The organism is Kitasatospora sp. NPDC088160 (genome assembly GCF_044741445.1).
GTDB lineage: Bacteria > Actinomycetota > Actinomycetes > Streptomycetales > Streptomycetaceae > Kitasatospora.
On the sequence record NZ_JBIUSS010000004.1, the window covers coordinates 149318 to 171613 of the forward strand.

At 72.4% G+C, this 22296-nt stretch carries 23 protein-coding genes; 12 read left to right on the top strand and 11 right to left on the bottom strand.

All coding sequences use genetic code 11. From position 1 onward, the window contains the following. Window positions 1-36: 36 nt before the first annotated feature. From ACIOGZ_RS07485 to ACIOGZ_RS07510, 6 genes are all read right to left on the bottom strand, one after another. A complete protein-coding gene (locus ACIOGZ_RS07485; RefSeq protein WP_400985160.1) occupies window positions 37-1125 on the bottom strand; it encodes a hypothetical protein in 1089 nt (362 codons plus the stop codon). A gap of 172 nt (window positions 1126-1297) precedes the next feature. Next, complete coding sequence (locus ACIOGZ_RS07490; RefSeq protein WP_400985162.1) at window positions 1298-1876, bottom strand: NADAR family protein; 579 nt, start codon at window positions 1874-1876, stop codon at window positions 1298-1300. 59 nt (window positions 1877-1935) lie between these two features. Next, window positions 1936-2637: a hypothetical protein gene (locus ACIOGZ_RS07495; protein WP_400985163.1), complete on the bottom strand. Its 702-nt coding sequence runs from the start codon at window positions 2635-2637 to the stop codon at window positions 1936-1938. Window positions 2638-2744: 107 nt separating this feature from the next. After that, window positions 2745-3818 (bottom strand): methyltransferase, encoded by a 1074-nt coding sequence (locus ACIOGZ_RS07500; RefSeq protein WP_400805401.1) that lies wholly within the window; start codon window positions 3816-3818, stop codon window positions 2745-2747. After that, the gene (locus tag ACIOGZ_RS07505; RefSeq protein ID WP_400985164.1) at window positions 3815-4240 is read right to left on the bottom strand and encodes a hypothetical protein; all 426 of its coding nucleotides are present in this window, start codon (window positions 4238-4240) and stop codon (window positions 3815-3817) included. Before ACIOGZ_RS07505 ends, ACIOGZ_RS07500 begins: the two co-directional genes overlap by 4 nt. Further along, window positions 4237-4614 carry a hypothetical protein gene (locus ACIOGZ_RS07510; protein ID WP_400471018.1) on the bottom strand — a complete coding sequence of 126 codons (378 nt, stop codon included), beginning with the start codon at window positions 4612-4614 and terminating at the stop codon, window positions 4237-4239. The genes ACIOGZ_RS07505 and ACIOGZ_RS07510 overlap by 4 nt, the downstream gene beginning before the upstream one ends. A 397-nt stretch (window positions 4615-5011) precedes the next feature. Between ACIOGZ_RS07510 and ACIOGZ_RS07515 the strand changes: the two genes are divergently transcribed. Together ACIOGZ_RS07515 and ACIOGZ_RS07520 are read left to right on the top strand one after the other, a co-directional pair. Further along, entirely contained in the window at window positions 5012-5575 is a 564-nt protein-coding gene (locus tag ACIOGZ_RS07515) for a DUF5919 domain-containing protein (protein ID WP_400805404.1), read from the top strand. Next, window positions 5562-6029, top strand: coding sequence for an NUDIX domain-containing protein (locus tag ACIOGZ_RS07520; protein WP_363620312.1), 468 nt, complete (start codon window positions 5562-5564; stop codon window positions 6027-6029). Before ACIOGZ_RS07515 ends, ACIOGZ_RS07520 begins: the two co-directional genes overlap by 14 nt. Window positions 6030-6032: 3 nt before the next feature. Here the strand turns inward: ACIOGZ_RS07520 and ACIOGZ_RS07525 are convergent, their stop codons facing one another. Continuing rightward, a complete protein-coding gene (locus ACIOGZ_RS07525) occupies window positions 6033-6266 on the bottom strand; it encodes a hypothetical protein (RefSeq protein WP_363620314.1) in 234 nt (77 codons plus the stop codon). 206 nt (window positions 6267-6472) lie between these two features. Between ACIOGZ_RS07525 and ACIOGZ_RS07530 the strand changes: the two genes are divergently transcribed. Together ACIOGZ_RS07530 and ACIOGZ_RS07535 are read left to right on the top strand one after the other, a co-directional pair. After that, window positions 6473-7402: a phosphatidylinositol-specific phospholipase C gene (locus tag ACIOGZ_RS07530; RefSeq protein WP_400805406.1), complete on the top strand. Its 930-nt coding sequence runs from the start codon at window positions 6473-6475 to the stop codon at window positions 7400-7402. Window positions 7403-7440: 38 nt separating this feature from the next. Then, window positions 7441-8031: an alpha/beta hydrolase gene (locus tag ACIOGZ_RS07535; protein WP_363586340.1), complete on the top strand. Its 591-nt coding sequence runs from the start codon at window positions 7441-7443 to the stop codon at window positions 8029-8031. Between the two features lie 221 nt (window positions 8032-8252). Here ACIOGZ_RS07535 and ACIOGZ_RS07540 read toward each other — a convergent pair whose 3' ends face one another. Continuing rightward, entirely contained in the window at window positions 8253-9722 is a 1470-nt protein-coding gene (locus tag ACIOGZ_RS07540; RefSeq protein WP_400985166.1) for an MFS transporter, read from the bottom strand. A 102-nt stretch (window positions 9723-9824) separates the two neighbouring features. Between ACIOGZ_RS07540 and ACIOGZ_RS07545 the strand changes: the two genes are divergently transcribed. Beyond that, window positions 9825-10736: a helix-turn-helix transcriptional regulator gene (locus ACIOGZ_RS07545; protein WP_363629236.1), complete on the top strand. Its 912-nt coding sequence runs from the start codon at window positions 9825-9827 to the stop codon at window positions 10734-10736. 16 nt (window positions 10737-10752) lie between these two features. On the opposite strand, the gene ACIOGZ_RS07550 is transcribed toward ACIOGZ_RS07545, so the two are convergent. Both ACIOGZ_RS07550 and ACIOGZ_RS07555 read right to left on the bottom strand, forming a co-directional pair. Further along, window positions 10753-11139, bottom strand: a complete 387-nt coding sequence (locus ACIOGZ_RS07550) for a hypothetical protein (RefSeq protein ID WP_363586338.1) — start codon at window positions 11137-11139, stop codon at window positions 10753-10755. Continuing rightward, window positions 11136-11780, bottom strand: coding sequence for a hypothetical protein (locus tag ACIOGZ_RS07555; RefSeq protein ID WP_400985167.1), 645 nt, complete (start codon window positions 11778-11780; stop codon window positions 11136-11138). Before ACIOGZ_RS07555 ends, ACIOGZ_RS07550 begins: the two co-directional genes overlap by 4 nt. 135 nt (window positions 11781-11915) lie before the next feature. Between ACIOGZ_RS07555 and ACIOGZ_RS07560 the strand changes: the two genes are divergently transcribed. From ACIOGZ_RS07560 to ACIOGZ_RS07585, 6 genes are all read left to right on the top strand, one after another. Beyond that, window positions 11916-13142: a sensor histidine kinase gene (locus ACIOGZ_RS07560; protein ID WP_363620324.1), complete on the top strand. Its 1227-nt coding sequence runs from the start codon at window positions 11916-11918 to the stop codon at window positions 13140-13142. Next, window positions 13130-13774 carry a response regulator transcription factor gene (locus tag ACIOGZ_RS07565; RefSeq protein WP_363586335.1) on the top strand — a complete coding sequence of 215 codons (645 nt, stop codon included), beginning with the start codon at window positions 13130-13132 and terminating at the stop codon, window positions 13772-13774. The genes ACIOGZ_RS07560 and ACIOGZ_RS07565 overlap by 13 nt, the downstream gene beginning before the upstream one ends. A 2-nt stretch (window positions 13775-13776) precedes the next feature. Next, window positions 13777-14565 (top strand): DUF4097 family beta strand repeat-containing protein, encoded by a 789-nt coding sequence (locus tag ACIOGZ_RS07570; protein ID WP_400985168.1) that lies wholly within the window; start codon window positions 13777-13779, stop codon window positions 14563-14565. A gap of 107 nt (window positions 14566-14672) precedes the next feature. Then, the gene (dusB, locus tag ACIOGZ_RS07575; RefSeq protein WP_363586333.1) at window positions 14673-15842 is read left to right on the top strand and encodes a tRNA dihydrouridine synthase DusB; all 1170 of its coding nucleotides are present in this window, start codon (window positions 14673-14675) and stop codon (window positions 15840-15842) included. Between the two features lie 564 nt (window positions 15843-16406). Then, entirely contained in the window at window positions 16407-19115 is a 2709-nt protein-coding gene (ppdK, locus tag ACIOGZ_RS07580; protein ID WP_363586332.1) for a pyruvate, phosphate dikinase, read from the top strand. A gap of 253 nt (window positions 19116-19368) precedes the next feature. Next, window positions 19369-19884 carry a ribonuclease gene (locus ACIOGZ_RS07585; RefSeq protein ID WP_363586331.1) on the top strand — a complete coding sequence of 172 codons (516 nt, stop codon included), beginning with the start codon at window positions 19369-19371 and terminating at the stop codon, window positions 19882-19884. Window positions 19885-19914: 30 nt separating this feature from the next. Here the strand turns inward: ACIOGZ_RS07585 and ACIOGZ_RS07590 are convergent, their stop codons facing one another. After that, window positions 19915-20910: a hypothetical protein gene (locus ACIOGZ_RS07590; protein ID WP_400843514.1), complete on the bottom strand. Its 996-nt coding sequence runs from the start codon at window positions 20908-20910 to the stop codon at window positions 19915-19917. Between the two features lie 111 nt (window positions 20911-21021). Here ACIOGZ_RS07590 and ACIOGZ_RS07595 point away from each other — a divergent pair, with 111 nt between their 5' ends. After that, window positions 21022-22281: an ADP-ribosylglycohydrolase family protein gene (locus tag ACIOGZ_RS07595; RefSeq protein ID WP_363629246.1), complete on the top strand. Its 1260-nt coding sequence runs from the start codon at window positions 21022-21024 to the stop codon at window positions 22279-22281. Window positions 22282-22296: the final 15 nt, after the last annotated feature.

The following is a 22296-nucleotide window of genomic DNA, read 5'->3' on the forward strand; positions in this document are numbered from 1 at the left end:
TTCCCGTCGTTCCCGCCCTCTGCTCACCGTCTGCGCTTACCGTCTGCCCCAGCGGGAACGGGGGGCCGCGGCCGGTTCGGTCGGCAGGCCGGCGCTGCGCAGGGCGGCCAGCGTCGTCCGGTGCCGGGCACCGTCGGCGAGCAGCGCGGCGAGCAACCGCCCGTACAGCTCCGGGCTGGTGTCCAACGCGGCCGCCAGCTTGACCAGCTCCACCGGTGGGCGCAGCGCCGCCAGCTCGTGCAGCAGGACGGTCGCGAGCTCGGCCGGCAGCTCCGTCGCCAGCGCGGCCAGCTCCGCCGTCGGCTGGCCGGCCGCCTGGCGCAGCAGCGTCCGCACGTCGGCGTGCCGGCCCGTGCGGCGCAGGCCGGTCGCCAGCGCCGTCAGCTCCGGCGTCGGTGCCGAACCCCACTCCCACAGCAGCGTCGCGCCGTCCGCGCCCTGCCCGGCCCGCTCCAGCGCGGCCAGCAGGGCGGGCAGGGCCGACGCCGGATAGCCCCAGAACGCGTGGAACAGTTCCGCCGCCTCCTCCGCCAGCCCCAGCTCGCGCAACTCCGCCAGCATCGCCACCGCCTGCTCGGGGGCGCACTGCGCGGCGCTCCTGGCCAGGTGCAGGGACGCGCCCGTCGGGCCGCGTCGGGAGAGCATGCCGGCCAGCAGCGCGGCGTCCGCCGGATCGAGGCCGGTGGCCGCCCGGGACAGCAGCTCCGTCGCCTCGGCGAAGGCGCCGGCGCGGTGCAGGGCCGCCACCCGCTCGGCGAGGGCGCCGATGTCGGGTCGGGCGGGTCGGGCGGGTCGGTCCTGGGGCGGCGGGGCCTGGGCCGGTTGCGGCTCCGGCTGTCGGTTCCGCAGTCGGTTCTCCAACGCCTCCAGTCGATCGCTCAGTTGGAGGCAGCGGGCGCCCAGGCCCTCGCGCAGGGCGCGCGCCTGCGCCAGCTGCCGCAGCAAGTCCCCGTCCGGCCGCTGGCGGCCCGGCGCCGCCCGGATCGCCTCGTTCAACCGCCGCTCCCGCTGGCTCGCGTAGCGGCTCGCGCGCAGTAACTCGTCCAGCTCCGACCGGAGTTCGTACGCCTGTTGCTCGCCCTCCGGGTCCTGGCCCGCGGATTGTGCCGTCGGCCGCATGCGCATGATCGCCCCACCCCGTCCATCTCTCCCCTGACTGCGGGACATCCTGGCGTCGCTATATGGCGGGGGAGTTAAGGGAGCGCGTCCAGTCGTGCGCGACTGGTGTCAAGGAGCGCGCAGACGGCGGTCGTTGCGAGAAGTGCGCCGGTCGCGCTCCGCAGCGGGCCGACCGCCCTCATGCGGCCAGCCGTGCCCGCGCCTCCATCAGGGCGAAGCCGAGCAGGTTCAACCCCTGCCACTCGTCGGGCCGTTCCGCGCGGATGTCGTCGGCCGCGAGCCCGATGCCCCAGATCCGGTCCACCGGGCTGGCCTCGACCAGGACGCGGTCGCCGGTGCCCAGTAGGTAGGCGCGCAGCGCCTCGTCCTGGCCGAACTTCGCGACGTTCCCCTCGACGACCAGCTCGAACCGGCCGGCCGTCCAGGCCGCGTCGTCGAACCCCTTGACCAGCCGCCCCAGCTTCTTCGCCTCGGCCGGCGTGCGGGCCGCCAGCACCTGCTGCTCGATGGCCTCGTCCCCGAACATCCGGGCCTTCCCCGCCATCATCCAGTGCTCGGCGGACGCGTACGCCACCCCGTCGACGGTGAACTCCCCGGGCCACCACTGGCTCAGGCACTCCTGCCGCGTCCCCCCGCCCTTCCGTTCGGTGTGCCCCCAGAACATCAGCCACTTCGGCCGCACCCCGGTGGCCATCAGTGCCGCCAGCTCCACCCGGCTACGGACGTCGGCAGAGGTCCCCACGCGCATCTCGCTCATATCGTCATTCTGACGCAAAGGGGGCCGTCGGGCCAGCGGGTTTTCGGTGGCCGGTCGGGTCAGTTGACGGGCAGCGCGTTCGCCATGTCCCGGAAGCGGGGCGACACGCGCATCATGCCGTCCGAGCCGACGTTGAGGTTCTCGATCCAGCCGTCCCGGTACCAGAAGAGCGACGGGGTCAGCGGGGCCGGGTCGCCGGCCGCGAGCTCCTTCGACAGGTCGATCAGGAAGCGGATGGCGTTCAGCGACAGGCTGGTGCGGATCGGCACCGCGCAGAGCGCGTTGTTCGTCGGCAGGGCGACCAGGGCCCCGTTGGGCAGCTCGACGCCCCCTCCCAGGGCGTTCTCCAGGCGCAGCGCGTGGGCGGCTCCGGGCCAGGCCCCCATGCCGTTGACGGTGTGGATGGTGTCGCCGTTGGACGCGTCGAAGACCTGCCGGTTGAGTTGCTCGGTGGCCAGGTTCGCGAAGGCCCGCTCCCACAGCTCGGCCCGGCTGATGCTCCACTGGTCGGCGGCGTGTTCGGCTATCGACAGGGCCTCGGTCTTGCCGGCCCGCTTGCCGGCGTCCACGCAGAGGACGACCGACAGCTCGTCGTCGATCTGCCGCGCCATCGGATCGGGCCCCAGGCCGCGGCTCCTGGCGATCAGGAGCCGCAGCCGGTCCCGGACCTCGAAGACCGAGATCGTCGCGAGCGCCTGGCACGGGCCGTGCTCGTCGCACAGCGGCCTCGGAAGGTTCTTGCGGCTGCCGAACAGTGGCATGGGTGACTCCCCGGGTGGTTGCGGTGGTCGGACCGAGCCACAGCATTCCATCGGTTGGCCCTGCCGTCCCGAGATCACCCCATTCCCGGAAGTGTTCTGTCGAGCCGTCAGGTAGTGGTGTGCTCCCAGCGGAGGGCGGGGTGGCCGTCGACCCAGTAGTGGGTCGCCCGGTCGGTGATCCGCAGGCGGACGGCGGTGAGGTCGGGGCGGCCGGCCTCCTGCCAGGCGGTGAGGATGCGCTCGACCTCGTCCCACAGGGCGACCGGGCCGCTCTGGTGGACCGTCCAGCCGTAGGTGTCGTCGGCGACCTCGGCGACGGATCCGGGGGTGGACAGGCAGTAGATCGACTCCAGATCCTCCCCGATTGAGACGGTGAACTTGGACTCTGGGAAGGAGAGTTGGGCGAGAATGGCCGGCGCCGGGTTGTTGAGGAGGGTGGGGGAGACGTGCGCCAGTCGCTTCGGCTCGGTGGTTGCCGCCCGGGCCGTGAGGTTGCCGACCGGGGGCACCGGACGATCGGGCCGGACGGGAGGGAGGGCGGAGCGGCCGATGATCCGGCCGTCGGCGGTGCCGTCCGCGTGGACGGTGACCTTGGCCAGGCCGGCGCCCTCGGGCCAGGTGCCGACCGTGGCCAGGATCGTGCCGCCGGGTTTGGTCTGCCGCACCCAGGTGTGGGGGATGCGGCGCACCGCGTGGGTGGCGATCACCCGGTCGTGCGTGACCTCGGGGTCGCCCTCGGCGGTGGTGACGTTGCGCTCGCCGAGGAGGTGGCGGAGCAGGGCCGTCGAGTAGCCCGTGCCGGCGCCGATCTCCAGCACGGTGTGCCCGTCCTCGGCGCCCAGGGCGTCGATCATGCGGACGGTGGCGGCCGGGGCGGTGGTGGAGGCGGTGGGGAAGCCCCGGACGGGCGCGGAGACCTGGTCGGCGGTCAGATGCCCGTTGAGCTGGGTGACCAGCGACCGATTGCTGTGCGCGAGTTCGACCCACTCCGCCGGATCGGCGCCGCGCTCGGTCACCGGCCGCCAGCGGCGCCTGCCGGTGGACACGAACACCCCGGGCCGCAGGAACGGCTCCCGGGGCACGGCCTCCACGGCGGCGCGCAGTGCCGGGCTGGTCAGGGCGCCGTCCGCCTCAAGCCGGTCGGCGAGTGTTCGGCGCGCGGCTGCGGTGTCCGGGGTCACGGTTCTCCCTCCTGGGGCGGGTGTGTACGTCTGTGCTGGATCGCCTTGCTGAGTGCGGAGTTGACCAGCACGGTGACAACGCAGAGTACGAGGAGGAAGAAGAGGTTCGCCATGCTGGGGTCGCTGTGGCGAAGCGGGCGGGAGGCGAGTGCCCCTGCGCCCGCCCCGGTCGCGATGGAGAACGCTGCGGCGGCGACCAGGGCGGGGTGGGGGCGGGTCGGGGTGGGGGCGGGTCGGTAGCGCCACGAGTTCTGCGGGGGCGGCGGGCCGATGTCCTCGGGTCGGGCCGTCCACTCGACGCCGCCATGGGGAGGGCGGAGGTGGAGGAGGCCGGCGACGAGGTCCATGACGACGCCGAGTCGCCCGGTGCGGCTGTCGTGGACGAGAGCGGCGTCGGGGGCGGTGGGGGTGGCGGCCGTCACGGGGTGAGCCAGCTGTCGAGCCGCACGGTGACCAACTTCCCGTTCGCACCCACGACTTTGGCGGCGAGGGGCACGCCGCCCGCCGCGTTGAGCGTGACGGTCGCACCGACGGAGGGGTGCCACGGCTGCTGGTCGGCCTGCTCGCGACGGGCGCGGACGCCGGCGCGGAGCACGTCGACGATCTGGACGACTACGGAGGTCGGGGCGGCGCCGAGGTCGATCAGGACGATGCCGGTGACGGAGGCGCACGCCCAGTCGATTCCGGGGGAGGGGAGTTGGGTACCGGCGTAGGCGAGGGTCGCCTTGAGGTCGTCGAGGGCGTCGGCGGCCTCGCGGCGGTCCTCGGCGGTGATTTTTCTGAGCATGGAAGCCATGGCGTTCGGATTTCCTTGCGTGACGAGACTGTCCGGAAATATGGCAATCGACTGACCGGCAATGATCGCGCTGTGTCATCACTCGATCACGATTCGATGCTCCACCTTGGCGTGGGCCGTTCCTACTGTGTTTGCGGGACGTTTGGGACACTTCGCGGCTATGGTTCGTCCCGTCCCCGATGTGCTGCGGAGATGGAATATGAACCATGGTCTTCGGCGCGCCTTGGCCAGTGCCAAGATGACGGAAGCGCAGCTGGCTGAGGCGTGTGGAGTCGACGCCAAGACCGTCAGCCGATGGATCGCCGATCCCGGCCGTACTCCCCATGCTCGGCATCGATGGGCGGCTTGTAGGGCGCTAGGTGAGGAGGAAGTCGCTTTGTGGCCTACTACTGCCCGCTTGACCCTTAGGACTGGCCCTGACCGAGAGGTTGTCCAGGTATTTCCGTACCGCTCGGCGGCGCCGTCCTCGCTCTGGCGATCGCTGATTACCAAGGCCGAGCGTGAGTTGACGTTCGCCGGCTACACCAACTACTTCCTGTGGCTTGAGCAGGCGAACCTTGCCGGTGCGTTGCGGCGGAAGGCTCAGGGGGGCTGTCGTGTGAGATTCCTCATCGGTGATCCTGACAGTCCAGTGACGAGAGCCCGTGAGTTTGAGGAGGGCGTTCCCCTCACGCTGGCTACACGGATCGCTGTGACCATCAGCGAGTTGGAGCGATTGCGAGATGTCTCGAACGTCGAGGGTCGGTTCGAGACCGGGCATGTGAACCTGTCTGTCTTCCGGTTCGATGACGAGATGCTGGTGACTCCGATCCTTGCCCGCAGGGTCGGCCACGACTCGCCCATGTTCCATCTTCGACGCACCCAGTCGGATGGCATGTTCGACCGATTCGCGGATCATGTCGAAGAGTTGTGGAGCCGAGGTCGAAGCATCTGGGAGGTGGCTGCGCATGGCCAGGCGTGATTTCGAGAACGACCCGCATGCGCCGAAGGCAAACAGCCTGGTGCCGGCGGCCTCTGTCGTCGTGGTCGACGGCGATGGCCGCGTACTTCTTCAGCGTCGTACCGACAACGGCATGTGGGCCTTGCCCGGCGGAAAGATGGAGCTCGGGGAGTCCCTCGCGGACTGCGGCGTCCGCGAAACCCGTGAGGAGACCGGTATCGACGTCGTCATCACCGGCATTGTGGGCACCTACACCGACCCTGGCCATGTTTTCGCCTATGACGACGGCGAGGTGCGGCAGGAGTTCTCCATTTGCTTGCTCGGTGAGCCGCTGGGTGGCGAACTCCGAGTCTCCGGCGAGTCGTTCGAGGTCGGCTGGTTCTCCCCAGCCGATGCCGACGGCCTGCCCATGGTGCCGAGCATCCGCAAGCGCCTCGCCGACTGGCGCAGCGGCCGCACCCCCGTCGTGCGCTGAGGCCTAGGAGTAGTGCTTGTGCAGGTCGTCGCTGATCAGTCCGGTGCCGTGGTGGACGGCCTGGCTGGAGTAGGTCCCGCGCAGTTGGGCGGCGTGCGCGGTTCGCTGGTGTTCGATCAGCAGCCCCTCGGTGTCGTCCGAGTGGCCGCTGCGGGCCCGCTCTCGGCGGCCCAGGAGGACGGTCGTGCCGATGATGGCGGCCACGAGTGAGACCAGGAACGCGATGACGAAGGTCATGAGGTCTCACCTTTCCCCCGGTCCTGGATCGTCCCATGACGAACCATCTCCACGGAAGGGTCAGTTCCACCTGACCCGCCGCACGAGAAGTCGACCAGGTCGACTTCTCGTGCCGCGCGCCACGGGTTTCGGGGCCCGTCCCATCGAGCAGATCGGGAAGGGGGCATGACAACTCCCCCTTCCGGAAGCCGATGTGAGGAGCACTCATGAGCCCCACCCGTCGTGACGTCCTGCGCTGGGGAGCCGGTGCCGGTGGCGCCCTCCTGGCCGCCGCCGCGTTCAGCCCGTCTGCCGCCGCCGCCACCGTCATCCCGTCCGCCTGGATGAGCGCCCTGGGCGACGCCACGCCGCTGACCGCCCTGACGATCCCCGGCACCCACGACTCCTGCTGCACCGACCCGATGCACGGCACCGAGTGGTCCCACACCCAGAACTGGGGCCTGCCCGAGCAACTCCAGCGCGGCATCCGCTTCCTCGACATCCGCTGCAACGGACTCGCGGGGACGGCCGACGAACTCGGCATCTACCACAGCGACAACTACCAGTACGTCCGGCTCCAGGACGTCCTCGACCAGTGCCGCTCCTTCCTCGCCGCCAACCCGCGCGAGGCCCTGGTCATGCGGGTCAGGAACGAGTACGCGGGCGGGAACCGGCTCGACGACACCGAGTTCCAGCGCCGGATCAACCACTACCTGGACGACCTCGGCTACCGGGGCCTGTTCTGGACCGACCCCTCGTGGCCCACCCTCGGCCAAGCCCGCGGCCGCGTCGTCCTCGCCGCCGACTTCGCCAACCCGTGGTCGGTCATCCAGTGGTCCAGTGGCACCAACACCTGGTTCGCAACCCAGGACACCTTCCAGGGCATCAGCCTCGCCGCCAAGTCCCAGGCCGTCGTCGACTGGTTCGACCATGCCTTCCTCGACCAGGGCTCCCCGCGGATGTACGTGAACTTCACGAGCTACGCCAACGGCGGCTGGCCCAAGGTCAACGCGGCCGCCATCATGCCCCCCGTCCGCGACTACCTGAACGCCCGCCGCCAACAGGCCGCCCACTTCGGCATCGTCCCGATGGACTTCCCCGACTTCCACACCGACGTCCTGCAACTGCTCATCGACAAGAACTTCATCGGCCGCTGACCGGGGCCGCCGACCCGACCGCTGGGTAGCCTGCCGGCATGCCTGATCCCTCACCCTTCGCGGTCCCGAATCGCTTCGACGGTGACCCTGCCCGTGTCGCACTCGTCATTCCCGGAGTCGGTTACTCGCCCGCCAGGCCGCTGCTCCACTTCGCCCGCGCCGTGCTCCTCCAACACGGCTGGACGGTGCAGGAGTTGTGGTGGCAGGTCCCGGGCGACTTCTCCCGGTTCACCGTGGACGACCGGATCGCATGGGTCGAGCGGCAGGTCGGCCGGGCCGTCGCCGCGGAGGAGGGGGCCTGCGGTCTCCTGGTCGGCAAGTCCTTGGGCTCGCTCGCCTGTGGCATCGCAGCCGATCGGGGGATGGCGGCGGCCTGGCTGACGCCCGTCCTGACTCTCGACCAGGTGGCCCGCTCGCTGCGCCGATCCGAAGCGCCGACGCTCCTGGTCGGCGGGAGCGCCGACCAGCTGTGGGATCGACAGGTCGCCGGGTCGGTGGGGCACGAGGTCCTGGAAGTACCCTCGGCGGATCACTCCCTTGAGCTGGCGGATGATCCCGTGGGGTCGGCCGGGGTGCTGCGGCAGGTCGTCTCGCGGCTGGACCGCTTCGTCGGCTCGCTCGACGTCTAGAGAGCGCCCGGAGCCGGTCGGCGGACGCCGAACCGGGGTGGGCGGCCCAGGCGGCGGGTTGCTCTTCGGCGTTGGTGGTGCTGGCCGGGGTGTCGCAGGTGAGGGCGGGTCCGCCGGTGTCCGGGCGGTGCAGGACCTTGGCGCGACGCCCTGGACGGCCCCGCGATCGGGTGTCGATCGCGGGGCCGCTGCCGTCGCCGTGGCCCGTGGGGCCGGTCGGCTCAGCCGATGGAGCGGGGGAGGCGGGTGGTCAGGTACAGGATGACGAAGGAGCCGATGAGCTGGAGGCCCAGGCAGAGGGCGAGGGCGCGGTCCATGCCGAGGCTGGGGGAGAGCGACAGGTAGAGGGTGCCGAGGGTGGCGACGCCGAGGGCGAGGCTGGACTGCTGGCCGGTGGCCAGGACGCCGCTGCCGACGCCGGCCCGGGCGGCGGGCACCTTGGCGAGGACGACGCGGAACAGCGGGGTGCCGATCAGGCCCTGTCCGATGCCGGCGAGCGCGACGCCGGGCGCCATCCGCAGCGGGGAGAAGTGCGACCAGTCGGCGAGGACGGTGACGGCGAGGGTGGCCAGGCCGGCGGCCTGGATGACGGCGCCCGCGCTCAGTACCCGGCTGCCGTAGCGGCCGATCAGGCGGGGGCCCGAGAGCGAGGCGGTGAAGTAGCCGACGGCCATCGGGACGAGCGCCCAGCCGGCCGCGACCGGACCGAGGTGCAGGCCCTGCTGGAGGGCGACGGCGATGACGAACATGAAGCCGCCGAAGCCGGCGAAGTAGGGCAGGGCGATGCCGAGGCCGCGCCGCATCTCGGGGATGCGCAGCAGGGACGGCGGCACCAGCGGGGTGGCGCCGCGCTGCTCCGCCCGGCGTTCGACCAGGACGAAGGCGGCGGCGAGGACGGGGAACAGTCCGAGCAGCACCCAGGACCAGAGCGGCCAGCCGGCGGCGCGGCCCTCCATCAGCGGGACGAGCAGGGCGAGCAGCGAGGCGGTGAGCAGGACGGTGCCGGGCACGTCGACCTGGGCGGCCTGGGTGGCCCGGCTCTCCGGGACGTAGCGGACGGCGAGGACCAGGGCGAGCAGCGCGAACGGCACGTTGAGCAGGAAGACGGAGCGCCAGCCGGTGCCGAACAGGTCGGCGGCGACGAGCATGCCGCCGAGCACCTGCCCGATCACCACGGAGATGCCGCCGACGGCGCCGTAGATGCTGAGGGCGCGGCCGCGCCGGGCGCCGTCGGTGGCGGCGGTGATGGTGCCGAGGACCTGCGGGATCAGCAGCGCGGCGGAGGCGCCCTGGGCGGCGCGGGCGGCGACCAGCGTCCAGGCGCCGGGGGCGAGGCCGCAGGCGAGCGAGGTGAGGGCGAAGGTGGCGGCGCCGACGACGAAGAGCCGGCGGCGGCCGAAGATGTCGCCGAGGCGCCCGCCGAGGACGAGCAGGACGGCGAAGGCGATGCCGTAGCCGGCGGCGACGAGTTCGAGGACGGCGGGCCCGGCGGCCAGGTCGTGGTCGATGGTGGGCAGCGCGACGTTGACGATGAAGAAGTCGAGCATCGGCAGGAAGGCCCCGAGCAGGACGGTGACCAGCCCGGCGGTGCCGAGGGAGGGGGCAGCGCTGCGGGCGGCGGTCGCGGTCGCGGCGCCGGGGGTGGTGGCGGTGCGGACCGGGTCGGGGGCGACGGCGAGTTGTTGGGTCACGGGTCCTACGATCCGCCTGGCCGTACCCTGGTACCAGAGTGTGGTTATCCAGGTATAAGAAGTACCTGGCAACAGGCTCCGGGCTGGCGCATGCTAGGAACCATGAGCCTCACCACCCCGGCCGCGCAAGCCCGGTCCGCCTCGGTCGCGCAAGCCCGGACCACCCCGGCGACGCAAGCCCGGACCACCCCCGACGACGCCCGCCGGCACGACCTGGCGGCCTTCCTGCGCAGCCGCCGCGAGCGGATCGCGCCCGACCAGGTGGGCCTGCCCCCGACCGGCCGCCGCCGCACGCCGGGGCTGCGCCGCGAGGAGGTCGCGCAGCTCGCCGCCGTCGGGGTGACCTGGTACACGTGGTTGGAGCAGGGGCGGGACATCCAGGTGTCCACCCAGGTGCTGGACGCGGTCTCCCGCGCCCTGCTGCTGGACCCGAGCGAGCGCGCGCACCTGTTCACCCTGGCCGGCGCGGAGGATCCGGCGCCGGTGAAGGAGTGCCCCTCGGTCACCCAGAGCGTGCGGCTGGTGCTGGAGCAGATGGCGCCGTACCCGGCCGTGGCCGTCAACCCCCGCTACGACGTGCTCGCGTACAACGCCCAGTACACCGCGATCGTCGGCGATCTCAACGAACTTCCGCCCGAGGACCGCAACTTGATGTGGATGGCGTTCACCCCCTCGCGGTTCCGCGAGGTGCTGATCGACTACCGGACCGAACGCCTCGGCATGGTGGCCCGGTTCCGTGCCGCGATGGCCGACCACAGCGCGGAGCCCGCCTGGAAGGCACTGCTGGCCCGGCTGCTCAAGACCTCGCCGGACTTCGCGGAGGTCTGGCAGCGGCACGAGGTGATGGGGCCGAGCAACGGGATCAAGCGGTTCCAGGTGCCGGGCGTCGGGCTGCTGCGCTGCGAGTACACCAGCTTCTGGCTCGGCCCCCGACTCGGGACGCGGATGATCACGTACACCCCGCTGGACGAGGAGACCCGCGCGCTGATGAACCGGTTGCCCAGCAGCTTCTAGCCCTGCCCGACGGCTTCTAGCGGGGGGTGAGGACGGCACGCCCGAGCAGCACGCACACCACCGCGAGCGGCAGTTCGACGCCGAGCGCCATCACCAGGGCGGCGAGCACCGCGTGGCCCGGGCCGGCGCAGGCGATGTCGGCCAGCGCGTCCCCCGCGAGCAGCAGGGCCACCGCTCCGCCGGCCCAGCCGGCGGCGGCGCTGCGCCGGCGCAGCAGGGCGTCGAGCGAGAGCAGCGCGGAGAACTCCAGCAGGTCGAGCACCACCCACGGGGTCTCGTGGCAGGCGGCGAGGACCGCGAGCCAGGGCAGCAGCGCGACGGCGGCCACGACCGGCACCCGCTCGAAGCGGGCGGGCAGGACGAGGGCGGCGGCCGGGCGGCCGGCGAGGACGGCGGTGCTCATGCAGCCCCTCCGACGACTGCGGCCTCGCCCCGGCGCCGCACCCGCTCCAGCGGCTGCCGCTCGGTGGTGTCCCCGCCGGGGTGCCGGACCAGCACCCCGGTGTACGGGCCCTCGGCCCAGGCGAGCCAGAACCGCCCGGCGACCGTGACCACCTCGGCGCCGACGGCCGGTCGCTCGAACCGGAACGGCCCGGCCGACCAGAGCGACCGCACGGACCGGAACGACCGTACGGACCGGAATGACCGCACGGACCCGAGCGACCGCACGGACCGGAGCGGCCCGGCCAGCCGCCCGGCGGTGAACGCCACCGCGGGCGCGCCGCCGTCGGCCGCCAGCCGGCCCCAGGCGAGCACGTGGTGCGCCCGCCCGCCGGCCGGGCTGCGCCGAGCACCGCGCAGCAGCTGCGGGGTGAGCCGGGCGGCGACCAGGACATCGGCCAACTCGCCGTCCTGGTACACCTCCAGCGCGGCCCGGCCGCGGCGGCCGACCAGGCTGCGGACCGACCGGGGCCCGGCCCCGACCGGCAGCGTCCCCTCCGGCCCCGCCGTCCGGCGGAGCGCGTCCCCGGGAACACCCCCGTGGCTCCCGGGGACGGGCCGCCGGTGCGGCGGGGTGGCGGAGTGCGATGCGGTGCTCGTCATGCCGTCCAGCTTCCCGTCGATCATGGGCCGCTGTCGGTGGTGCCGTGCTCCGAATCCGGGGTGTACCTAGATACACCCCGACCGTGAGCCCCCCTTCATGGTGGCCGTTGATCATCGCGCCCTACGCTGTCGGTCATGCCCTCCACCACGTTGCGCCGAGCGCTCGTCAGGAGCCTTCGGCGCCCCCCGTGGTCGCCCGAGGCCTGGCGGGACACCCGCTTCATAGCCGCCGGCCTCCCGATGGCCCTGCCGGTCTGGCTGGCCGTCACCGAGTCCAAGCTGCTCTTCCCGATGACGGCCCTGGTCCTCATCTGCACGCGCCCGCTCACCGCCGCCCAGCGCGGCCGGCTGCGCGCCCTGCGCGGGGTGGAGGTGTCGCCGCCGCGCCCGGGCGAGCCGTGGGCCTGGCTGCCGGGCCGGCTGCTGCTGGGGCTGACCTGGCGCCAGAGCGTCCACCACCTGCTGGCCGGCCCGCTGCTGGCGGCGGGCGCGCTGGTGGTGCTGTACGCCTGGGGCGCCGGCGTGGTGATGGCCAGCGTGTACGGCTGGGTCTGGCTGATGCCCGTCGGCAGCCCGCTGCGCTCGGAGCTGGCCGGGCTGGACGTGGTGATCACGGTCGCCGGGGTGCTGCTGCTGGCCGTGATGCCCTGGCTGGCGGCGCTGGCGGCCTGGCTGGAGGTGCGCACGGCCCAGCTGCTGCTCGGCCCCAACCGCGCGGAGGCGCTGGAGCGGCGGGTCGAGGAGATCGCCGAGAGCCGGGCCGGGCTGGTCGACGTGGTGGACGCCGAGCGCCGCCGGATCGAGCGGGACCTGCACGACGGTGCCCAGCAGCGCCTGACCTCCCTCGCGATGAACCTGGGCCTGGCCCGGCGCACCCTCAAGGACGTCCCGCCCGAGGTCATGCAGGTGATCGTGGACGCGCACGAGGAGGCGCAGGCGGCCATCGACGAGCTGCGCGACCTGGTCCGCGGCCTGCACCCGGCGGTCCTGGAGGACCGCGGCCTGGACGCGGCGCTGTCCGGCATCGCGGCCCGCGCCCCGCTGCCGGTGCGCCTGGACGTCCACCTCGCCGAGCCGGTCGCCCCGACCGTCGAGGCGGTCGCCTACTTCACCGTCTCCGAGGCCCTGACCAACGTGGCCAAGCACGCCCGCGCCCAGCGGGTCGACCTCTCGGTGCGGACGGTCGGCGGCCGGCTGCGCCTGGTCATCAGCGACGACGGCGTGGGCGGCGCGGACGCCTCGCGCGGCACCGGGCTGACCGGCCTGCGCAAGCGCGCCGCCTCGGTCGACGGCACACTGTCCGTTCTCAGCCCCCTCGGGGGCCCCACCACCATCACCGTGGAGTTGCCGTGCGCGCTGTGATCGCCGAGGACTCGGTCCTGCTGAGGGTCGGCCTGGTCAAGGTCCTGGAGGCGGTGGGCTTCGAGGTCGCCGCCGCCGTCGGGGACGCCACCGAGTTGCTGGCGGCCGTCGAGGAGCACCGCCCGAAGGTGGTGGTGGCGGACGTCCGGATGCCTCCGGGCTTCACCGACGAGGGTGTGAAGGCCGCGCTGATGATCCGCCGGCAGTGGCCGGACGTCGCCGTGCTGCTGCTCTCCCAGTACGTGGAGGAGCGCTACGCCGCCGACCTGCTGGCCACCAACACCAGCGGCGTCGGCTACCTGCTCAAGCAGCGGGTGGCCAACGTGGACGACTTCGTGGAGGCGCTGCAGCGGGTCGCCGCGGGCGGCACCGCCCTGGACCCGGAGGTGGTGGCCCAGCTGCTGGTGCGCCGCCACCGGGACCCGCTGGAGAAGCTGACCCCGCGCGAGCGGGACGTGCTCGGCCTGATGGCGGAGGGCCGCTCCAACGCCGCGATCGCGGCCGCCCTGGTGGTCAGCGACAGCGCGGTGGCCAAGCACATCAACTCGATCTTCACCAAGCTCGACCTGCCGCCGGCCGACGACAGCCACCGCCGGGTGCTGGCGGTGCTGCGGTTCCTGGAGGTCGGGTAGCCGTGGGCGGACCGACGAAGGCGTGGGGGCGGAAGGCCTGGCGGACCACCGGCACGCTCGCGATCGCGGTCGTCATGATCGGCGCCGGGATGCAGACCTGGGCGATGGTGGTGCAGCAGCAGACGACCTCGACGCAGCCGTACAACGTCGTCATCCACAAGCTCCGGCTGGACACCGGCAGCGCCTCGGTGCGGATCAGGGCGGGCCGCGACGGCCGGGTGGTGGTCCGGCAGAACCTGGACTGGATGGTGCGCAAGCCGTCGGTGTCGACCACCTTCGACGGCGACGTGCTCACGGTCGGCATGGAGTGCCGGAAGTTCCTGCCGTTCGCCGACTTCGGCTGCGGTGCCCAGATCGAGCTGGAGGTGCCGGCCGGTACCGACGTGTCGGGGCAGGTGAGCTCGGGCAGCGTCGAGGTGGACGGCCTGAGCGGCGGCGTCCGGATGGACCTCACCTCGGGCGAGCTGAAACTGACCGGCACGTCCGGGCAGGTGTACGCGCACGCCACCTCCGGGATGGTGCAGGGCGCCGGCCTGCGCTCGGAGCAGGTGTACGCGGAGACCACCTCGGGGGCGGTCGACCTGGCCTTCTCCAGGGCGCCGCGGTCGGTGGACACCAGGAGCGGGTCGGGCTCGGTGAAGCTGGCCCTGCCGCAGGACTCCCACTACGCCTTCAGCGGCGAGGTCGGCAGCGGCAGCCGCCACATCGACCCGAGCCTGGCGGACCCGGCCAGTCCGAACCGGATCCACGGCTCGGTCACCTCGGGCTCGATCACGATCGACCCGGCCTAGAGAGGCCCGGAGGGCCCCGGGGAGTCCCGGAGCGGCCCGGAAACAGGGGCTGACCCGAGTGGGGGACAATGGAGAGTCCCGTTCCCCTGCCCCGAGGTCAGCCGCGCATGACTGCCACGCCCGCACCCACCGCGCCCGACGCCGAGTTCGCGCCGCTGGACATCGGCCCGATCCGGGTGTGGCCGCCCGTCGTGCTGGCGCCGATGGCCGGCATCACCAACGCGCCGTTCCGCACGCTCTGCCGCGAGCAGAGCGGCGGCAAGGGCCTGTACGTCTCCGAGATGATCACCACCCGGGCCCTGGTCGAGCGCAACGCCAAGACCATGCAGCTGATCAAGTTCGACGCCAGCGAGAAGCCGCGCTCGATCCAGCTGTACGGCGTGGACCCGGTGACGGTCGGCAAGGCCGCCCGGATGATCGCGGACGAGGGCCTGGCCGACCACATCGACCTCAACTTCGGCTGCCCCGTCCCCAAGGTGACCCGCAAGGGCGGCGGCTCGGCGCTGCCGTACAAGCGCAACCTGCTGCGCGAGATCCTGCGCGAGGCCGTGGCCAACGCGGGCGACCTGCCGGTCACCATGAAGATGCGCAAGGGCATCGACGACGACCACCTCACCTACCTGGACGCCGGCCGGATCGGCGCCGAGGAGGGCGTGGCCGCGATCGCCCTGCACGGGCGCACCGCCGCCCAGCACTACGGCGGGACGGCCGACTGGTCGGCGATCGCCCGGCTGCGCGAGTCCGTTCCGGCGCACGTCCCGGTGCTGGGCAACGGGGACATCTGGTCGGCGGACGACGCGCTGCGGATGATGCGGGAGACCGGCTGCGACGGCGTCGTGGTGGGCCGCGGCTGCCTGGGCCGGCCGTGGCTGTTCAGGGACCTGGTCTCGATCTTCGAGGGCGAGGTCGACTACGCCCGCCCGGACTTCGGCTACGTGGCGCGGGCCATGGTGCGGCACGCGCAGCTGCTCGGCGAGTGGATCGGGGACGAGGCGCGCGGCGTGATCGACTTCCGCAAGCACGTCGCCTGGTACACCAAGGGCTTCTCGGTCGGCTCGGAGCTGCGGGTGAAGCTCGCCAACTCCTCCTCCCTGGTCGAGCTGGCCGGAACCCTCGCCCTGGTGGAGCAGTCCCAGGCCTGGCCGGCGGGTGCGGACGGGCCGCGCGGGCGTACCGCCGGCAACAACCGGGTGGTGCTGCCCGAGGGCTGGTTGGACGATCCGTACGACTGCGCCCGACCGGGGGCGGATGCCGAATCGGACACCTCTGGCGGATGACCTGTCCATAATGGCGAAATCGGCCCCCTGGGGCCCATCGCCACTCGGTCCCAGCCCTCTTGTCCAACCTGGACAGGAGGGCTCCTTTTCGGCGATCCGATGTCACGGAACGGGCACGTTTCTGGACGGAGTGCGACGATCGGCGGAGGCGGACTACGTTCGACCGGTGAGATGCGCTGGTGACGCTTGCCACATGCGGTGGCGCCTGGCGGCGGGTCAGTGGACGAAATGGACAGGTCGACTGTGAATCGCTTCCCGAAGCCGGTGGGCCGGTGATCGGCCGATCCGAGTGCAGGAAATCAAGCCGGGGCAACGCGGGCGACCCGCGACCGCTACCCAGCGTCCGAATCATGCGATCTTCGTGTTTCTATTCGTTCAAGACTTGAAGGTTGGCTAGCGTCATCCGGACGATTTCACCAACAGAGGTGAACGCCTTTATGTGCATTCGATCTATCGGGTTACCCCCGGGTACCAGCCTCGTACGGCCCATTCGGGGCAGAGAAGAACCTTCGAAATGGGTATGTTCTCCGGCGTCAGGGCAACCGCGTACGAGGAGACCGACCCGTGCCGTCCCAGCAGAAGTTTGTTTACTCCTTCACTGAAGGAAACAAGGACCTCAAGGACCTTCTCGGCGGCAAGGGCGCGAACCTGGCCGAGATGACCAACCTTGGCCTCCCCGTCCCTCCGGGGTTCACCATCACCACCGAGGCCTGCAAGGTCTTCCTGGAGACCGGCAGCGAGCCGGCCTCGCTGCACCAGGAGATCAGCGCCCACCTGGACGCGCTCGAGCAGGAGATGGGCAAGAAGCTCGGCCAGCCCGACAACCCGCTGCTGGTGTCGGTGCGCTCGGGCGCGAAGTTCTCCATGCCCGGCATGATGGACACCGTCCTGAACATCGGCCTCTCGGACGCCTCGGTGGTCGGTCTCGTCGCCCAGTCCGGCAACGAGCGCTTCGCCTGGGACTCCTACCGCCGCCTGGTCCAGATGTTCGGCAAGACCGTGCTGGGCGTCGACGGCGAGCTGTTCGAGGAGGCCCTGGACGAGGCCAAGCACGCCAAGGGCACCGCCAACGACCTGGACCTGGACGCTTCCGACCTCCGGGCGCTCGTCGAGGTGTTCAAGGGCATCGTCGAGCGCGAGACCGGCCGGGCCTTCCCGCAGGACCCGCGCGCGCAGATGGACCTCGCCATCCACGCCGTCTTCCACTCCTGGAACGGCGACCGCGCCCGCCTGTACCGCCGGCAGGAGCGCATCCCGAACGACCTCGGCACCGCGGTCAACGTCTGCAGCATGGTCTTCGGCAACCTTGGCGAGGACTCCGGCACCGGTGTCGCCTTCACCCGCGACCCCTCCACCGGTGCCCAGGGCGTCTACGGCGACTACCTGTCCAACGCCCAGGGCGAGGACGTCGTCGCCGGCATCCGCAACACCCTGCCGCTGGCCGAGCTGGAGAAGCTCGACAAGAAGTCGTACGACGAGCTGATGACGATCATGCAGACGCTCGAGAACCACTACCGCGACCTCTGCGACATCGAGTTCACCATCGAGCGCGGCAAGCTCTGGATGCTGCAGACCCGCGTCGGCAAGCGCACCGCCGCCGCGGCCTTCCGGATCGCCGTCCAGCTGGTCGACCAGGGCCTGATCGACCTGGACGAGGCCCTCATGCGGGTCACCGGCGGCCAGCTCTCGCAGCTGATGTTCCCGCGCTTCGCCCCGAACGCCGAGTCCCAGCAGATCGCCTGGGGCCTCGCCGCCTCGCCCGGCGCCGCCATCGGCAAGATCGTGTTCGACTCCTACACCGCCGTCAAGTGGTCCCGTTCCGGCGAGAAGGTCATCCTGGTCCGCCGCGAGACCAACCCGGACGACCTGGACGGCATGATCGCCGCCGAGGGCATCCTCACCTCACGCGGCGGCAAGACCTCGCACGCCGCCGTCGTCGCCCGCGGCATGGGCAAGACCTGCGTCTGCGGCGCCGAGGAGCTGGAGGTCGACACCAAGCGCCGCCGGATGACCACCGCCGGCGGCCTGGTGCTGGAGGAGGGCGACGTCGTCTCCATCGACGGCGCCACCGGCAAGGTCTACCTCGGCGAGGTCCCCGTCCTGCCGTCCCCCGTCGTCGAGTACTTCGAGGGCACCCTGCACGCCGGCGCCGACGTCCAGGGCGGCCTCGTCCAGGCCGTCCACCGGCTGATGGCGCACGCCGACGTCCGCCGCCGGCTCGCCGTGCGCGCCAACGCCGACAACGCCGAGGACGGCGGGCGCGCCCGCCGCTACGGCGCCCAGGGCATCGGCCTGTGCCGCACCGAGCACATGTTCCTCGGCGAGGAGCGCCGCAAGGAGGTCGAGCACCTGATCCTGGCGGACAACGACAAGGACCGCGAGCTCGCCCTCTCCACCCTGCTGCCGCTGCAGAAGGGCGACTTCCTGGAGCTCTTCCAGGCCATGGACGGCCTGCCCGTCACCGTCCGGCTGCTCGACCCGCCGCTGCACGAGTTCCTGCCGGACATCACCGAGCTGTCGGTGCGCGTCGCCCTCGCCGAGGCCCGCAAGGACCCGAACGAGAACGATCTGCGCCTGCTCCAGGCGGTGCACAAGCTGCACGAGCAGAACCCGATGCTGGGCCTGCGCGGCGTCCGCCTCGGCCTGGTCATCCCCGGCCTGTTCGGCATGCAGGTCCGCGCCATCGCCGAGGCCGCCGCCGAGCGCCGGCTGGCCGGCGGGGACCCGCGCCCCGAGGTGATGATCCCGCTGGTCGGCACCGTCCAGGAGCTGGAGCTGGTCCGCGACGAGTGCGAGCGCGTGCTCGCCGAGGTCGCCCAGTCCACCGGCGTGCAGCTGGACATCAAGCTCGGCACCATGATCGAGCTGCCGCGCGCCGCGGTCACCGCCGGTCAGATCGCCGAGGCCGCCGAGTTCTTCTCCTTCGGCACCAACGACCTCACCCAGACCGTGTGGGGCTTCTCCCGGGACGACGTGGAGGCCTCGTTCTTCACCGCGTACCTGGAGAAGGGCATCTTCGGGGTCTCCCCGTTCGAGACCATCGACCGCGACGGCGTCGGCGCGCTCGTCAAGCACGCCGTCGAGGCCGGCCGGGCCACCCGCCCCGACCTCAAGCTCGGCGTCTGCGGCGAGCACGGCGGCGACCCGGACTCGGTCCACTTCTTCCACGAGGTGGGGCTGGACTACGTCTCCTGCTCCCCCTTCCGGATCCCGGTGGCGCGCCTGGAGGCAGGCCGCGCCGCCATCGAGACGGCGGGCAGCGACCCGCGCTGAGAGAGGGTAGGCATCCCCTCCTCGGCCGCGGGCCGGACTGACCGCTTCCCTCCCCGTCGGGAGGGCGTACACCGGAGCTCGGCGCAGGAGAACCGGCGTACGTAACAACGGCCGGGCGGGAACGGACAATGGCGTCCGTCCCCGCCCGGCCGTCCGTCTGTCCCCGGCCGCCCGTCCCCGGCCGGCCGGATGTGGCGGCGGCCACGTGTGTAGCTGGCCGGGCGGCGCCCGCGGGCCTGCCAAGCTGGGGCGCATGACCAGACGTAAAAGCCCGCTCGTCGTCGTGGCCGTCCTGATCCTGGCCCTCGTCGCCGGCATCGGGTACCTGCTCGCCGGCAAGGGCGGCAGCAGCCACCCCAAGGCCGCCGCGAGCTCCACCGCCACCTCGGCGGGCGCCTCGGCCCCCAAGTCCTCGGCCCCCAAGCCGTCCCCGCCCGCCGGCGGCACCCCTGCCCCGAGCGGCACCTGGGTGCCCGCCGACCCGGCGCTCGCCGACGTCTGCCGCAGCAAGCTCCCCAGCCAGGCCCAGGACACCCTCGGCCTGATCGCCAAGAACGGCCCGTACCCGTACAACCGCGACGGCATCGTCTTCGAGAACCGCGAGAGCCGTCTGCCGAAGAAGTCCGGCGGCTACTACCACGAGTTCACCGTGGTCACCCCGGGCTCCAACGACCGCGGCACCCGCCGCGTGGTCACCGGCGGCTCCGGCGAGCAGTACTGGTCGCCGGACCACTACGGGACCTTCCAGGAGATCGATCCGCGCTGCTGACACCCCGAGTCGCGTGACACCCCGCACCCCTCACCGGGCCCGGCGCCAGCTGATCCGGCGGTGGGGGCCGTGCGGGCCGGTGGTGAGGAGGGCGGTCAGCTCGTGGAACACCGGGACGGGGTCGCGCCGGAGCTGGACCGGGGTGGTGCGGACCACGGGGAGCCCGACGGCGGTCAGCCGGTTGGCGCGGGCCAGGCCGCGTTCGTGGTCGGCGGGGCGCAGGTGCCAGGCGCGGGAGTCGATCTCCAACGCCACGCAGGCGTGCGGCCAGTAGGCGTCCGGGACGGCGAGGAAGCGGCCGTCCAGGAAGAGCACCGGGTTCCACAGCGGCTCGGGCAGGCCCGCGTGCGCGAGGAGTTCGCGGGCCTCGCCCTCCACCACCGATCGCACTCCGGCGGTGAGGTCCTCCACCACCCGGGCCACCTGCGGCAGTCCGAGCGCGCCCGGCCGGGCCAGCAAGTGGTCCAGCAGCTCGCCGAGTTCGCAGTGCCGCCGCTGGACGGCCTCCGCGCACAGCGCCCGGAACCGGTGCTGCCCGGTCTCGCCCGGCGCGAGGTCGGCCAGCGCCCGGGCGACGGTGGTGCTCCACAGCCCGTCGTCCCGCTCGAAGCCGCCCGGCAGTGGCCCGACCGACCGGTGGATCCGGACGAACTCGCGGTCGCGGACCCGGCGTTGGGCGGGAATCAGGACGTCGATCCGGGCCAGGTCGGTCGGGTGTCCGGCGCTCGGCAGCCCCACGTCGGCCAGCACCGCGTCCCCGGTCAGCAGCACCTCCCCGGCCTGCGGCGCCCGCCCCTTGGGGCTCGCGTACGCCAGCGCGGCGCGCAGCCGTTGATGCGCCGTCAATCGGCCGGACTGCAGGCAGATCACCCGGGGCAGCACCTGTTGCCAGGGCCCGTCGGGGCGCAGCCGGTGGGCGATGGTGCCGGACGGCACGCCGAGCCGGCGCAGTTGCGCCCGGGTGACGATGTGCTGCTGGTCGGCGCCGAGCAGCACGACGGGGTCGAGCGGGTTCACGCGGGTCATGCCCCGGGTGCTGCCCACCATGATCGGATGTATGCGAAACATCGCTCGTCGGGGGAGCCTACGAGAATGAGGTTGACGGAGCGCCGGTCGAACCACTGAGCTGAGGGCCATATGACGACTCCACCCACCGGCCCCGCGCTCGACGCGCTCAACGGCCTTTCGGTAGGCGATGCCTACGGTGCACAGCTCTTCGTCCCGGCCACCGCCGCCGCCCATTTCGCCGCCCGCACCGACCCGCCCGGCCCCTGGCCGTGGACCGACGACACCGAGATGGCGTGCTCGGTGTACGCCGCGCACACCGAACGCGGCACGATCGACACCTTCGACCTCACCCACGCCTTCGCCCGGCGCCACGACTTCGACCGCGGGTACGGTCCGGCCGCCAACCGGATGCTGCGGCTGGTCCGGGAGGGCGGTGACGCGAAGGCCCTGGCGGCCGAACTCTTCGACGGCCAGGGCTCGTACGGCAACGGCGCCGCGATGCGGGTCGCCCCGCTGGGGGCGGCGTACGCCGAGGACCCGGCCGCCGCGGTCCGGCCCGCCGCCGACACCGCCGTGATCACCCACACCCACCCGCAGGCGGTGGACGGCGCCATCGCGGTCGCGGTGGCCACCGCGTACGCGGTGCGGGCGCGCACCGAGGCGATGACGCCGGAGTCCTTCCTGGAGGCGGTGATCTCCCTCACCCCTTACGGCGCCGTCCGTGACGGCCTCACCGAGGCGGTCCAGCTGCTCGCCGAACCGGACCCGAGGGCCGCCGCCGAGATCCTGGGCAACGGCAGCCGGACGTCCGCCGTCGACACCGTCCCGTACGCCCTGTGGTGCGCCGCCCGGCACCTGAGCGACTATCCGGCCGCCGTCCGGGAGGCGGTCGCGGCCGGCGGCGACATGGACACGGTGGCCGCGATCACCGGGGGAGTGGTCGCCGCGCACACCGGGACCGAGGGCATTCCGGCCGCCTGGCTGGCCGCCCGCGAACCGCTGCCCGGCTGGGCGTTCCCCGAGCCGGGCGGCGTCCGGCCCGCCCCGGAGAGGGAGGGCCGCCTGAAGCCCATGCTGCTGCCCCGCGCCTGCCCGGTGCCGGACGTGGTCTGGACGGACGAGGAGTGGCAGCGGATCCGGGCCGGGCTGCGCCCCCGGGAGATGGAGGACAAGTGGGTGTCCCACACCGCCGAGGGCGTGCTGCGCCTGCACCGCAGCTGGACCGGCTTCGAGATCTGGAGCGTCCGGGTCACCCCGGTGCGCGGCGGCTGGCGGCCCGGGTCGGCGCTGGCCGAGGCGCACCCCGACCGCTTCCGGGGAGCTGCCGATCCGGAGCTCCTCGCACGGGTCCTCGGCCTGGCCGCCAGGGGCTACGGGTGGCGGCCGTAGCCCCCTTCGGACCGT